A 13265-nucleotide genomic window follows, 5' to 3' on the forward strand; every position below is an offset into this window, starting at 1 on the left:
GCACTTGACCGATCCTGCAGATGAAAGATAATCCCTACCAGTATTCTGGTGGGGATTTTTTATGTTTGTGCAAGAGCTTGAGTTAGTTCATGAGTCTGTTGAAGAAAGCGGGTCTTACGGTTCTGTAATGGAGGCGATTGATTCAGATTGGATCGAACAATCACTCCTTTCAGCTAACAAGGCGAGTATCCGTAATCGCCGTCTGCCTGCCCAGCAGGCAGTCTGGCTAGTACTCTGGATGGGGTTAATTCGTAACCAGTCCATCAAAGAAGTCTGTAGCTCGATGGATATTGCACTTCAATCTGGAGACTCAACTTGGTCTCGCGTAGCGCCGAGTGTATTGACGGATTGCCGACGACGCTTAGGTGAAGCGCCTATGTCGTACTTATTTAAATCCACTGTCTCAGCCTGGCTTGAGCAAGCGTTGGGGGAGAATAACGCGCTAGGGCTTACCACCCTTGCCGTTGATGGAACCGTGTTTCGTTGCCAAGATTCTGAAGAAAATGCCAATGAGTTTGGTTTTATTTCAAACACACACAAACCCTATCCTCAACTTCGATTAGTCAGCCTTATATCGACTGAAACCAGAATGGTATTAGGTGCTGCCTTTGATGGCTGCCACGTAGGAGAGGTCACGCTCGCACAGCGTTTAGTTCAAGATACCCCTGATAATTCCTTAACCCTATTTGACCGTTGTTATTTCTCTGCTGACTTATTAGTAAACTGGCAAAGCTCTGGAGTACAGCGACATTGGCTGACACCCGTAAAGTCAAAGATGCGCTACGAGGTAGTCGAAGAGTTTGCGAATAATGACTTGCTCATTGATATGCCCGTCTCCCCACAGGCGAGAAAGAAAAATCCGGAGCTCCCTGAAACATGGCGCGCCCGTTTTATCGCTTATCAAGAGCCAAAAGGTGAAATAAAAGGATTTGTCACCTCATTGATTGACCCTGTTCAGTATCCGCTGGACAAGCTGCTAAATATCTACTGGCAACGCTGGGAAATAGAAGAAGGATATGGCGAACTTAAGCAAACCCAGCTGCAAAGCAAGGTGACGTTACGGAGCAAATTTGTTGAAGGTGTTAAGCAAGAATTGTGGGGAGTGCTTATCGCTTATAATCTGGTTCGTTTAGAAATGACAGCGATAGCAAAGGAAGCTAAGGTCGCGCCAACCCGTATCAGTTTTACCGCTGCAATAAGCTTGATAGATACACAATTAAGGTGGCTTGCTTTATCACCAGATGGAAAGCTGCCAGCGAAACTGAAGCAAATGCGAGCCGATATAAAACACTTTATCCTGCCAGATAAAAGAAAGCACCGAACGTATCCACGCTCAGTGCTCTACATACCCAGTCGCTATCCACTTAGATATAAACAATAGTGCTTATCCGAATAGCATTAACCTAAAGGGTGGCTTTTTTATGCCTGACGATAAATTTTCTCGGCTGCGTTGGTTCATTGTCAACTTACAAACTCAGTTCATGTTAACCCATCAAACAAGTGGTAAAGCTTGATCAAGGTAATGCTTAGCTTCTCATCAATCGCATACGAAACTTCCTTGATGTTAGCCCCTTAGTATTAGTCCCTTAGTATTAGTCCCATGGTATTAGTCCCATGGTAGTTCTTCATGGTGTCATAAAGACTTGCCGACACACACCGATGTCTGCGTAACCCACTTAGTTAGCGCTATCTGTATTGCCTGCAATTTAGGCGTAGACTTAAATTGACCGCATTGATGGTTTTTTAGCTTGACTTAGAATACAGTTAAACTAGTATATGGACATACAGACGTCCAAACGGCTAAATAATGTAAGTTTGCTGATTGGTATAGACTCCGAAGTTTTACAGAAGTTGAAGGAACACATTATGGCTTTTCATCATGCACAACATGCCCAATCGTTAAACCAGAGCTTGTCTGAGCTAAATGATATTAATGTGTCTTTTGAGTTTTTTCCGCCTTCAACGCCAGCGATGGAAGAGATCTTGTGGAACTCTATTCGTCGCTTAGAACCGTTAAACCCTAAATTTGTGTCAGTAACTTATGGTGCCAATTCAGGCGTCCGCGACCGAACTCATAGCGTGATTGAGCGTATCCAGAAAGAAACCAACTTAGTTGCCGCGCCGCATTTAACTTTGGTTGATGCCAGTGATGAAGAGTTAGTTGAATTGGCGAAACATTATTGGAAATCTGGCATTAAAGATATTGTTGCCTTGCGGGGGGACTTACCTGATGGCAGTCCAAAACCAACGCGTTTTGCTAATGATTTAGTGCGCTTATTACGCTCTGTTGCAGACTTTGATATTTCGGTTGCTGCTTATCCAGAAGTGCATCCCGATGCGCGTAATGCTCAAGCTGATTTAATCCACTTAAAAAAGAAAATTGATGCTGGCGCCAACCGTGCGATTACCCAGTTTTTCTTCGATGTTGAATCTTATTTGCGTTTTCGCGATCGCTGCGTCACGGCTGGCATTGATGTGGAGATTATCCCGGGGATATTACCTGTGACTAACTTTAAGCAGACCAAGCGTTTTGCTGATATGACTAACGTGGCCATTCCGCATTGGTTACACCGCCAGTTTGAAGGCCTCGATGACGATGCTGCAACGCGTCAGCTTGTCGGGGCTAATGTTGCGATTGATATGGTGAAAGTGTTGTCTCGTGAAGGGGTTAAAGATTTTCATTTTTACACCCTAAACCGCGCTGAGTTAACTTATGCTATTTGCCATACCTTGGGTGTGCGTCCGAAGTAACAGAGTGTAGCGTTTACTCAAATTACCCCCCGTTAATGGTCTCATTAGCGGGTTTTTTGTTTAATATTAACGGTTTTTTGTTTAAATATTAGACGTTTGCCGTATTCTTTTTTCAATTTTTTTGGCCTATGGTGGTATGACAATAATTAATGACTAAAGAGGTGTGATGATGAAAACATCCTTTTACGTGCTCAGTGTGTTGGCTGGCATAACGATGGTTAATGTTATGCAAGCTCAAGCCGCAGAAACATCTTCCCCACAACAAGCTATTCCGGCAGTCGCGCAGTTGTGTGCATCCTGCCATGGCGCTCAAGGTCAAGGCATCGATATTATCGGCCCTCGTTTAGCGGGGTTGTCGGCTGAATATATTAGCAATCAACTGAAGTTATTCCACGCAAATAAACGTCAAAATCCGATCATGTTAGCCATGGCTGCGACGGTGCAGGGCGACAATATCGCCGTGGTAGCAGATTATTTTAGTCACCAGCCAGTGGATGAGATCCAGCTGCAATTTCGTGGTGATAAGGTGGCCATTAGCGATCCTTTTGAAGCAATAGCCTTTCAAGGTGATTGGTCGCGGACTATTCCGGCTTGTACCAGTTGTCATGGTCCATCGGGAGTGGGTGGCGGGCAATTCCCTCGCTTAGCCGGTCAGCAAGCCAGTTACCTTAAAACCCAGCTATTAGCCTGGCAAGATGGCACTCGCAGTGGCGATGTAGACAATATGATGGGCAATATTGCCTTGAAATTAACCGCAGCCGAAATTGATGGTTTATCTCAATATTTTGCCAATTTAAAATAAGGACATGGCTATGAAATTATTATTGCTAATGACCGTTGGTGTCCTGTTTAGTGTGCCTTTACAGGCCAATGAGCTGTCTACCGATCCTGCGCCCAAGCTGACAGTAAAAGCTACTGAGGCCACAACCACATTGCCCGATCGTCAAACTGCCTTGCCATCGGTAGACAAAAAATCGGCTGATATCTATCTACAACCTGCGCCATTAACTGATATTCCTGCAGGTGATTTTGGTGACAAAGTTCGACTGGGTTACCAATTGTTTGTTAATACTCAGCAACTGCGCGATAAGTACGTTGGCAATCAACTTAATTGTGTTAATTGTCATATGAATGCAGGGCAACAAGCTAATTCATCGCCATTATGGGCGGCCTATTTTGCGTATCCTGCTTATCGTAAGAAAAATGATAAGGTAAACAGTTTTCAAGAACGTATTCAAGGCTGTTTTACTTACTCGATGAATGGTAAAGCGCCAGCATCTGGTTCGCCCGAATTAGTGGCAATATCTGCTTATTCGTACTGGCTCGGTATGAGTGGATTAATGCAACAATATAACCTCAGTGGCCCTGTGCCTGAATTGTCTGATGCTGAGCTGGTTAAAGGCGCTAAGCGGGATGATTTTCCTATGCCAGCCTCCATCACTAAACATCTAGATATCACAGCGTTAAGCCAGCTACCTGGGCGTGGTTTTCCTAAAGCACCTCAACCAGAATTAGCTTATTCTCCAGAACGCGGCGTGGCAGTATATCAAGCACATTGCCAAGCATGTCATGGTGGCGATGGCCAAGGACAAATAATTGCAGGTGTTGCAGCATTACCACCATTATGGGGCCCTCAAAGTTTTAATTGGGGGGCCGGCATGCATAGGGTCAATACCGCTGCTGATTTTATTTATGAAAATATGCCTTTGGGTAAAAGTGTGCAACTCACTGTTCAGCAAGCTTGGGATGTAGCCGCCTATGTTAATTCGTTTGATCGGCCACAAGATCCTCGTTTTGACGGCGATGTGAGCAAAACGCAAGCTACTTACCATAAGCATCAGGGGTTTTACGGTCAATCCGTTGCAGGTAAGCCTGTTTTGGGGACTGAGTCGTATCCTGTTTTTCCGCTTAAAAAGAGTCTTACACCTTGATATTAGTTGTTCGTAAGCTTTGAGCTATATAGGCTTTAATTTATATAAGCTTTGATTTATATAAACTTTGATTTACAAACAATGAATCGCTGTAAATGATGCCCATTGAGTTAACGCTTGGTGGGTATTTTTGTAGGTATTCAATTTATTTACTCTAATGTCATGCCCATAGCGCTTATTGAGCATAATGATGCTAAATGTCATTATAGTCACTCTACCTACTCATTTATTCTCACCATCATAGGCAGGGCGATGACATTACTAATACCCACAGCGCAGACTTGTCCATTATGCCAGCAAACCAATGGCTGTGCGATGGAGCAAGGATTAGACATCAATGCTTGTTGGTGTGCTAAGCAAGCGCAGCATGTGCCATCTGTCATTGCGCAGTATAAAGCAACATCCACTTTGCCTACTTTAGCGGATAACCAATGTATTTGTCAGTCATGTATGGCTAAGCTGGTGCAACAATTCAATATCGATCCCGTCGAAACTTACTTGCCATCGCAATCGCCAGAACCAGAATCATAACTCATTAGGGGAAGCCGCTATGCAAGCAAAAGTCATCAACTTCAACGATAAGTTTAACCAGTTTAGCCAACATTGGTCGCCACGTGTTATTGCACAATTGAATGATTATCAATTTAAATTAGTCAAGGTGGCGGGTGAGTTTGTTTGGCATAAACATCTTGATACTGACGAAGTATTTATAGTGATTGAGGGGACCTTGCATATTGCTTTTCGTGACAAGGATATTACGCTTCAGGCAGGTGAGATGGTGGTTGTTCCCAAAGGTGTTGAGCATAAACCTATGGCGAATGATGAATGTAAAATCATGATTATTGAACCTCAAGGTGTGGTCAATACGGGCGAGGTTGAAAGCGATCTTACTGGGTTAAATGATCAGTGGATATAGTGGTGGCTGGCGCGGATCATTTAAGACGCTTCTTAGCCAATACAATCGCACTTTTAGTATTACTCGTTGCAGGAACTTAAGCGGCTTGTTTAATGATATAGTACTGTTAAATCGGTGTTAATTTTTGTTGTTAGCCTGCTGTTAGTCGGTATACTGAGATTATTAGTTTTTGGCGAAGCCTTAAAGACTGACCTATATCTTATGTACACCAGTGGATATTAATGCTGAGAAAAACGCTCGTTATCGCCGCGGCTATTATTGCGATACCTTTTGTTGTCGCGCTATTTATTCAAAAAGATTATTTAGTCACCCGCACTCTTACCATAGATAGGCCGATTGCTGAGGTTTTTGATTATGTTAACTATCTAAAAAACCAAGATAACGTTAGCAAGTAGGCGCAAAAGGATCTCGATATGGTGAAAAGCTATCGTGGTACGGATGCGACAGTGGTTTTTGTATCAGCCTAGGCAAGTGAAAATCCCAATGTAGGTTTGGGCGAGCAACAAATTATCGCCATAGATGAAGGTAAACGTATCGACTTTGAATGACGGTTTTTTTCACCCTTTGAAGCGACTAAACCTGCTTATATGACCACCGAAGCCGTTAACACTAATCAAACAAAAGTTAATTGGGGTTTTAGTGGTCATTGTGCTTATTCAACAAAGGTAATGTTTTTATTTGTCGACGTTGACACCTTGATAAGTGCTGATGTAAAGCAAGGTCTGGATACGTTAAACGTCGTTCTAGAACAATAAACTATTTATGTTGATCATAGCCAGATGTCGCTACAGCGTTGTTAAGTTAACGATGATTACTACCTGTGCATGCACAGTTGCTATGGTTAACTAATATAGGGGTCATCTAAAGGTTATTATATTCCAACGCAATTGAGCCGTTTAAAAAACAATAATAATGACAACTTTCGACATAAGTCGTTACTCAATAAGAGGTTTTTACATGGAAGCAGTTACACAATTTGTCAGTATGATTAATAGTATCGTATGGGGTGTTCCCATGCTGGTTATGATTTTAGGCGTCGGGTTGTTTTTGTCGATTGGGCTAAAGTTTATGCCTATTTTGAAGCTAAACCGAGGCTTTAAATTATTATGGTCGGGTCGTCAGGTCACTGATGAAACTGAAAAAGGGGATGTTAGCCCGTTTAACGCGTTAATGACGTCTTTATCTGCGACCATCGGAACCGGTAATATTGCCGGTGTGGCCACGGCCATTTTTATTGGTGGTCCAGGGGCATTATTTTGGATGTGGTGTACAGCGCTTGTCGGGATGGCGACCAAGTTTTCGGAAGCGGTACTGGCGGTGAAATTTCGTGAGACAGACGCTAATGGTAACCACGTTGGCGGTCCGATGTACTACATTAAAAATGGCTTAGGCAGTAAGTGGGCTTGGTTAGGTACTGCATTTGCCATTTTTGGATCTATTGCTGGTTTTGGTATTGGTAATACCGTACAAGCTAACTCTGTTGCCGATGCCATGAGCAGCAACTTTGGCGTACCTAATTGGGTCACAGGCGTGGTGTTGATGGTGCTGGTTGGTGCGGTGTTAATGGGCGGTATTAAGCGCATTGCTGAAGTGGCCGGTAAGCTGGTGCCCTTGATGACAGTGTTTTATATCACCGCGGGTTTAGCGGTATTGATTGTGAATGCTGATCAAGTACCGGCGGCATTTTTATTAATTATACACAGTGCGTTTAATCCAGTCGCGGCTCAAGGTGGTTTTGCGGGGGCGGCTGTGTGGGCTGCGATCCGTTTTGGTGTGGCTCGAGGCGTGTTTTCAAATGAGGCAGGCTTGGGTAGTGCGCCAATTGCTCATGCCGCTGCACAAACCAATAACCCAGTAAAGCAAGGCTTAGTGGCGATGTTAGGCACCTTTATTGACACGCTTATTGTGTGTTCAATTACCGGTTTGGCAATTATAGTCTCTGGTGCGTGGACCTCTGGTGAAAACGGCGCGGCATTGACTTCACTTGCTTTTTCTCATGCATTGCCCATGGGTAATTACATTGTGGCAATCGCATTGGCTGTGTTTGCTTTTACCACTATTCTAGGGTGGAGTTTTTACAGCGAAAAGTGTGTTCAGTACCTTTTAGGTGATAAAGCGATAAAACCATTTCGTCTTCTTTGGACCTTAGTTGTGCCATTAGGCGCCGTCAGCTCATTAGAGTTTATTTGGCTACTAGCCGATACATTGAATGCGATGATGGCGATCCCCAACTTAATTGCGCTAGTGTTATTAAGCCCGGTCGTGTTTGGCTTAACCCGTGAGTATTTTATTAAGCAACGTGGATTAAAAGCCAAAGCCTAGATGTTGAAAATAGTTCGGCAAAATAGCTGCGCTATCTAGTTCGTTAATCTAGTTTAACAATAGTGACTATGAGCATGTTCATCAGCACATTGATGAGTATGCTTTTTAAAAAGGATTTTTATGAGGCAGATTGTTTTTACGGTATCAAGTGCTGCAATGTTGATCGCGGTGCTAGTGTCGGGTTGCTCTAACCTGTCACTGCGAACCAATGCGGGTACACTTGCTTTAGGCAACGCTACGATAGCAGGGGTTGATACCTATACCTCTACAGGAATATCCAGGTTCAAAGCGCAGTTTCTTGGCGATGTGACCACTTCATATTGTGAAATTTCATCGAATCCTGAGAAGTTAGATGATCTCCCAAGTACGTCTTCAATGATTAAGTCACTCAAATTACAAGTGACCCAATGAGGCGGTAATGCCATTGTGTTGAAGCAATGCGGCAAAGTTAATTACCCATCTTGTGCTGTTTATTTAGAGTGTAACGGCGAGGCGTATGTCATCGACCGTGGTTTTTAGCGCGATGAGTTTTTAACGTTTATTACAGCCATGCAATAGGCGTTAGTTCAACCTTTACTAAGTGCTCTTTGTTTAACAGGCTAAGTGCGACTATGTCACATTTAGCCTGTTAGATTTCCAGTGTGGTTTATTCGAAGTTGTTGTCAAACTCTGAATCTTCAAATAAGTCGACCGCGGAGGTTGGCGTAACATTTTTGAATTGGCGGGCAAAATGACGCTGGACCCCTTTTAAATCGATGTTGCCAATACCCGAGGAAAAACCAAACCAAGCATAAAGGCCACTAATATCTGCAAACATACGCGGTAAATATTTCGGTTGAGCAATAATGCCTTCTTGGTAGGCCTGATACAGTACCGGAATATCTTCGATGGCGAGTTTACCTAAAAATAGCATTGGGATTAACTCAGGTAATCCGGTGCTAATCGCACTTCGAATAAAGTTAATGTTTTCAACATAACCGCGCACATAAGAAATATCTTTGGTGAAAAAACTACCGCCGCTGACCATGCCACCACGAAACACCCGTTGAGTAACCCGATAGCTGTCTTTTGAGCTTAGATTAAGGTTTCTAAAGTAGCGATAGACCTCAATAAAGTCAGCTCCTTGTTCAGCCATGTCGACGGCGGATACGCGGTCACTGATACGCCGAGCACGTCCAGGATTTGAGCTAAGCGTTAGCATCTCCATTAATACTGCTAAACCTTCTTGCGACGCTGTCACACGTGGCGAGCCGACACTGAGCCAAGTTGCATGGGGTTGAGCGCGACCGTTAAGTGTGGTGCCCACATGAACCCAGCCTTCATGTACCTCATATACATTAAGATCCGACTCACTAAACATGGCGCGAGTGTTCAGCTTTACGGTATCGCCACCCACCGACGCATCAGACACAATACCATCACTCAATTGAACGTGAATCTCGTCGTCGTGAAAATACTTTACTAAGCGTTCGCTCAATACATTTACCGCTTCTGGGGCGGTAACAATCTTAGGATGACGGCTACTCATGTGGCGCGCGGCTGGCAACGAAAAGATATGGCTTAAGCGATCGCCAAGTTGGCGTAAAGTGTGACGATCGCCATGTAACTTGTGGCTCGCACTGCCGTATAGCTCTTGGCTAAGTTTACCAAACATGGGGTTTCCACGATTGTGGAGCATGTCTATCACGATCCGATATTGATCAATGTTTGCCAGTAGAATTTTAGCTAATTTATCGCGTTTACCTAAACCACGCTCAACGGCACTTTTTAAGCCTTGCAGGTCGGTTTGGGTTTGATCTGCATTAAATGCCAGAGGAATAGACTGATAGAAATCATTGCTGACATTGGGCAACGTTTTACTTTGTTTCGCTAAAAAATCATCTTCAATTTGTCTTGGCCATTTTATCGAGTCTAAAATTTTAATGGGTGCTTGGATGCGAATCAATTCATCAGAAAAACGACGAATATCTTGTTGATAACGCAATAAAGAGTCAGACATTGTCTTTTCCTAATCTAGATAAGGTTGTAAGCAGTATTAGCACCCATATTAGCAGATGTTGATCACAAAACGGCAATGATAAAAGACAGCATATTCAGCACTGTTTTAGTGCAATTTATCACTGTATTTCGCCTTTTCTCGCTGATAGTTTTTTTAAGTGTCTGAAAATAATAGTTTATTATTTATGGCATTAAAACTGCTTTGTCTAAAGTAATCATAATTAAAAGGAATATTTATGGCAGCGATGAGCTATTTAAGTGTGATTGAGCGTTATCATGAATATGAAAATTTGGTACACGAATTATTAGAGTCTATTTTGATCGGTGTGGGAGATATTAATTTATTCGAACAACCCATATCGGCTAAAATTTTTGAAGATATGGCAATAAGCTATCCCTTCGTGGATCTTATCTATTTACTTGATAAAAAAGGGATACAAATGTGTCCTAATATCAGCGTCATTAATCAGCAAGTTAAGTTAATGACCTGCGGTCATCATGCTGATCGAAGTCAGCGACCTTATTTTACTCAATTAGCTGCCATCGACACAGTCCATATTACCCGGCCCTATTTATCTAATTCCGGTGCGGGATTGTGTTTGTCGGCATCGCAAATGATTAAATCGACCTCTGGGCAAGTGGTTATTGTGGTTATTGATGTTAACTTAACACGATTGATCGAGTTTATGATGGGTGACAGCGCTAGGCGCAAAATGTCGCCCTTTTTTAAAAGTATTTATACTGCGATTGTACTGTGCCTTTTTGTATTGGTTAGTGTACTCATGTGGACAGTGATCCGTGATATTTACACGTTATTTAGTCAAATATCTGCAACTCATGACCCGCTAGAGCCTTTTGGTATTATCATTTTTCTTACGTTGGCATTAGCGATTTTTGATTTGGGTAAAACCATTTTAGAAGAAGAGGTGCTGATGCATAAAGATATCTTCCGCCACAGCTCCACCCGAAGAACGATTACTCGATTTATTTCAACCATTCTGATTGCGATTTCAATTGAAGCCTTATTGACCATGTTTAAAGCGTCTCTGGGAGAACAACAATATATTGAGCCGGCAATTTTAATGATGTTGGCGGTGGTGGGATTATTGGTGGGCTTGGGTATATATGTGTATTTAGGCGCAAAAGCTGAGTTGTTGCTCACGCAAACACAAGTTGGTAAACATACGCGCAGGATACAGGCTAATAATGAATAAGGTCTTACGAGTGCATTAAGATTGCTACTCACTGACTTAGTTACTCATTTAAATAGACAGGGATAAACGATACGAGCGTTTATCCCTATTTTTTAGAAGAAGTCGTCATCGCCAATTGCTTTACGTAATTGAGCTTGTTCGAGGAAATCTTCTAATCTTCGTTTTACTTGGCGTTTATGTTGTAATGCTTCAGCGGATTTAACGTTTCTAGGCGTTGTCATCGCGTCCATCTCTGTGTCATCAGGCACTCTTTCAGTAAGATTAGCCATAACAAAAACCTCAGGTTGAATAAAAGCGTGGTATTAATTCAATGAGCATTTTCTAACTAAAAAAACGTAAATAGGGAAGTAAAATATTTTTCCTCAATTGGACAGCTATTTTTACCTTTCTCTCTGAGCTTAGCAGTAAATGTATTTCTTGCTAGTAAAATATATAACCTTGTAGGTGCAGTGTATTTATCGCTAAATATTTTTGATGTTGTGATGTGATGTGATGTTGTGATGTGATGTTGTGATGTGATGTTGTGATGTCCTGAGATAATGACTCCAGATCAATACAGATAAAAAAACGCCACCTTTCAAGTAGGTGGCGTCGATATACGCAAAAAAGTGAGTGTGGGAGAGTGTTACTCGTTATAGCGTAAACCCGTACGAGTAGCCTAGAACTACTTTTGCATCATTGTCTGGTAAGTCAGTGTCAGACGCCATAAACGATACTATACCGATATCGGTTTCAGCACTTAATGTGACGTTGTAATCTGCATAAGTGTCACCGAATAAATCTTCAACCACATCGCCTTGTGAATAACCGTAGTGGAATGCGACGCTGAGTTTTTCTGTTAACGGAAAACTGGCATTGGCTTGAATATAGTTCCAGTCAGTTTCGTCATCTGCACCTGACACACCATTATCAGCATTGATCACTTGAGAATAGCCGACATCTAACCATTTCCAACCTAATACCAGAGAGACTTCACCAAAGTCAATGCTGCCACCGGCATCTGGATAGGCATAATAAAGGTAGCTGATGTCGTAAGTTAGGTCTTCAGTAAAGTTACCACCATAACCGCCGTAAAGATCTAACTCGTAGCTGGTTTCATCACCGAAATCGACATTAGATGCCCAAGTACCAGCATAAAATCCAGAGTCATGAGCATAGTCAATGCCACCTTGAATGGCTGCTTCATTATTGGTTTGCGTGGTGCCACGCCATAAATAGTTTGATGTTGCGCCAATATTGCCAGTGACTTCAGCAAGGGCAGAGCCGCTTAGTAATAAGCCAGTTGATAATGCAATTGCTTGATATAGTGATTTTTTCATCTTCATCCCTTAACGTTTTATTATCACAGAGGCATTTATTTTTATTAAATGAACTCAATGTTGGTTTATCTGAAGATTAAATAGCGAATCGCGTGCCAACTCTGTTTTTTTAAATTAATCATAAACTTATATATTTATGGATCATTTTGTTGCATCTTTGTTGCGGCTTAATGATGCAGGGTTGCACTTTTTTTGTGCAACAATACCTTGAGGTGTAGCTATTTGCTTATGTTGTGTAGGTTCGTTTTTTTCTCGATACGATAGGGTTAAGGATGGGATCTTTTATAGTGTGTAGCTCAGGCTCTCGCAGATAATCAACCTTGGGAAATGGGCAATAAAAAACCTCCATTGAGGAGGCTTCTATCAAAAAAAGTACTACACGTAAAAATTAATTAACGCTGTCTTTTAAGGTTTTGCCAGCTTTAAACTTAGGTACTGTAGCGGCTGCAATTTGAATTTCTTTACCCGTTTGTGGGTTACGGCCAGTACGAGCAGCACGTTGAGTGGTTTCAAAAGAGCCAAAACCAACAATAGAAATCTTGTCACCATTTTTCATCGCTTCAGTAACCGCTTGTTCGAAAGATTTTAGAGCGCGGCCAGCTTCAGCTTTAGTTAACTCAGCATTTTCAGCAATTTTTGCAATTAATTCACTTTTGTTCATATTGATATTCTCTGCTTTCCATAGAAGTGATTTTGTAAAACATTATTAACATGCCACAAGCTATGCTGGTTTAAAAGCACTTTATCCCATAAATTCAGTATCTGTAATAGTTTTAAAGCAAATTATGTTGAAATAATGGCTTTATTTACGCTG

At 42.2% G+C, this 13265-nt stretch carries 14 protein-coding genes; 10 read left to right on the forward strand and 4 right to left on the reverse strand.

Translation table 11 applies throughout. From position 1 onward, the window contains the following. Window positions 1-61 precede the first annotated feature (61 nt). The 9 genes from EGC80_RS07425 (at window position 62) to EGC80_RS07465 (ending at window position 8331) form a co-directional block, all read left to right on the forward strand. Window positions 62-1381 carry an IS4 family transposase gene (locus tag EGC80_RS07425; RefSeq protein WP_124012472.1) on the forward strand — a complete coding sequence of 440 codons (1320 nt, stop codon included), beginning with the start codon at window positions 62-64 and terminating at the stop codon, window positions 1379-1381. 485 nt (window positions 1382-1866) lie between these two features. After that, window positions 1867-2751: a methylenetetrahydrofolate reductase gene (gene metF / locus EGC80_RS07430; RefSeq protein WP_101033982.1), complete on the forward strand. Its 885-nt coding sequence runs from the start codon at window positions 1867-1869 to the stop codon at window positions 2749-2751. Window positions 2752-2965: 214 nt separating this feature from the next. Further along, a complete protein-coding gene (locus tag EGC80_RS07435; protein WP_164839541.1) occupies window positions 2966-3553 on the forward strand; it encodes a c-type cytochrome in 588 nt (195 codons plus the stop codon). A gap of 10 nt (window positions 3554-3563) precedes the next feature. After that, window positions 3564-4682, forward strand: coding sequence for a c-type cytochrome (locus EGC80_RS07440; protein WP_124012556.1), 1119 nt, complete (start codon window positions 3564-3566; stop codon window positions 4680-4682). Window positions 4683-4934: 252 nt separating this feature from the next. After that, entirely contained in the window at window positions 4935-5213 is a 279-nt protein-coding gene (locus tag EGC80_RS07445; protein WP_206191828.1) for a cysteine-rich CWC family protein, read from the forward strand. A gap of 19 nt (window positions 5214-5232) precedes the next feature. After that, on the forward strand, window positions 5233-5598 hold the full coding sequence (locus EGC80_RS07450; protein WP_101033985.1) for a cupin domain-containing protein: 366 nt from the start codon (window positions 5233-5235) through the stop codon (window positions 5596-5598). A gap of 221 nt (window positions 5599-5819) precedes the next feature. Then, a complete protein-coding gene (locus EGC80_RS22660; RefSeq protein ID WP_233768616.1) occupies window positions 5820-5993 on the forward strand; it encodes a hypothetical protein in 174 nt (57 codons plus the stop codon). Between the two features lie 562 nt (window positions 5994-6555). Beyond that, complete coding sequence (locus tag EGC80_RS07460) at window positions 6556-7920, forward strand: alanine/glycine:cation symporter family protein (protein WP_101033986.1); 1365 nt, start codon at window positions 6556-6558, stop codon at window positions 7918-7920. A gap of 120 nt (window positions 7921-8040) precedes the next feature. Then, entirely contained in the window at window positions 8041-8331 is a 291-nt protein-coding gene (locus EGC80_RS07465; RefSeq protein ID WP_124012554.1) for a hypothetical protein, read from the forward strand. Window positions 8332-8566: 235 nt separating this feature from the next. On the opposite strand, the gene EGC80_RS07470 is transcribed toward EGC80_RS07465, so the two are convergent. Then, a complete protein-coding gene (locus tag EGC80_RS07470) occupies window positions 8567-9919 on the reverse strand; it encodes a flavohemoglobin expression-modulating QEGLA motif protein (protein WP_101033988.1) in 1353 nt (450 codons plus the stop codon). 235 nt (window positions 9920-10154) lie between these two features. Here EGC80_RS07470 and EGC80_RS07475 point away from each other — a divergent pair, with 235 nt between their 5' ends. Continuing rightward, the gene (locus EGC80_RS07475) at window positions 10155-11132 is read left to right on the forward strand and encodes a PDC sensor domain-containing protein (RefSeq protein ID WP_124012553.1); all 978 of its coding nucleotides are present in this window, start codon (window positions 10155-10157) and stop codon (window positions 11130-11132) included. A gap of 92 nt (window positions 11133-11224) precedes the next feature. Here the strand turns inward: EGC80_RS07475 and EGC80_RS22405 are convergent, their stop codons facing one another. The 3 genes from EGC80_RS22405 to EGC80_RS07485 all read right to left on the reverse strand — a co-directional run bounded on the left by EGC80_RS22405 (window position 11225) and on the right by EGC80_RS07485 (window position 13112). Further along, window positions 11225-11401, reverse strand: coding sequence for a PA3496 family putative envelope integrity protein (locus EGC80_RS22405; RefSeq protein WP_164839435.1), 177 nt, complete (start codon window positions 11399-11401; stop codon window positions 11225-11227). A 363-nt stretch (window positions 11402-11764) separates the two neighbouring features. Continuing rightward, entirely contained in the window at window positions 11765-12451 is a 687-nt protein-coding gene (locus EGC80_RS07480; protein WP_124012552.1) for a TorF family putative porin, read from the reverse strand. A gap of 388 nt (window positions 12452-12839) precedes the next feature. Beyond that, window positions 12840-13112: an HU family DNA-binding protein gene (locus EGC80_RS07485; protein ID WP_101033991.1), complete on the reverse strand. Its 273-nt coding sequence runs from the start codon at window positions 13110-13112 to the stop codon at window positions 12840-12842. Between the last annotated feature and the right edge of the window lie 153 nt (window positions 13113-13265).

This window comes from Shewanella psychromarinicola (assembly GCF_003855155.1).
In the GTDB taxonomy this organism is placed as follows: Bacteria; Pseudomonadota; Gammaproteobacteria; order Enterobacterales; family Shewanellaceae; genus Shewanella; species Shewanella psychromarinicola.

Coding starts and splice junctions, on each gene's coding strand:
- EGC80_RS07425 (WP_124012472.1), top strand. CDS start 62: ATGTTTGTGCAAGAGCTTGAGTTAGTTCATGAGTCTGTTGAAGAAAGC.
- metF (WP_101033982.1), top strand. CDS start 1,867: ATGGCTTTTCATCATGCACAACATGCCCAATCGTTAAACCAGAGCTTG.
- EGC80_RS07435 (WP_164839541.1), top strand. CDS start 2,966: ATGGTTAATGTTATGCAAGCTCAAGCCGCAGAAACATCTTCCCCACAA.
- EGC80_RS07440 (WP_124012556.1), top strand. CDS start 3,564: ATGAAATTATTATTGCTAATGACCGTTGGTGTCCTGTTTAGTGTGCCT.
- EGC80_RS07445 (WP_206191828.1), top strand. CDS start 4,935: ATGACATTACTAATACCCACAGCGCAGACTTGTCCATTATGCCAGCAA.
- EGC80_RS07450 (WP_101033985.1), top strand. CDS start 5,233: ATGCAAGCAAAAGTCATCAACTTCAACGATAAGTTTAACCAGTTTAGC.
- EGC80_RS22660 (WP_233768616.1), top strand. CDS start 5,820: ATGCTGAGAAAAACGCTCGTTATCGCCGCGGCTATTATTGCGATACCT.
- EGC80_RS07460 (WP_101033986.1), top strand. CDS start 6,556: ATGGAAGCAGTTACACAATTTGTCAGTATGATTAATAGTATCGTATGG.
- EGC80_RS07465 (WP_124012554.1), top strand. CDS start 8,041: ATGAGGCAGATTGTTTTTACGGTATCAAGTGCTGCAATGTTGATCGCG.
- EGC80_RS07470 (WP_101033988.1), bottom strand. CDS start 9,919: ATGTCTGACTCTTTATTGCGTTATCAACAAGATATTCGTCGTTTTTCT.
- EGC80_RS07475 (WP_124012553.1), top strand. CDS start 10,155: ATGGCAGCGATGAGCTATTTAAGTGTGATTGAGCGTTATCATGAATAT.
- EGC80_RS22405 (WP_164839435.1), bottom strand. CDS start 11,401: ATGGCTAATCTTACTGAAAGAGTGCCTGATGACACAGAGATGGACGCG.
- EGC80_RS07480 (WP_124012552.1), bottom strand. CDS start 12,451: ATGAAAAAATCACTATATCAAGCAATTGCATTATCAACTGGCTTATTA.
- EGC80_RS07485 (WP_101033991.1), bottom strand. CDS start 13,112: ATGAACAAAAGTGAATTAATTGCAAAAATTGCTGAAAATGCTGAGTTA.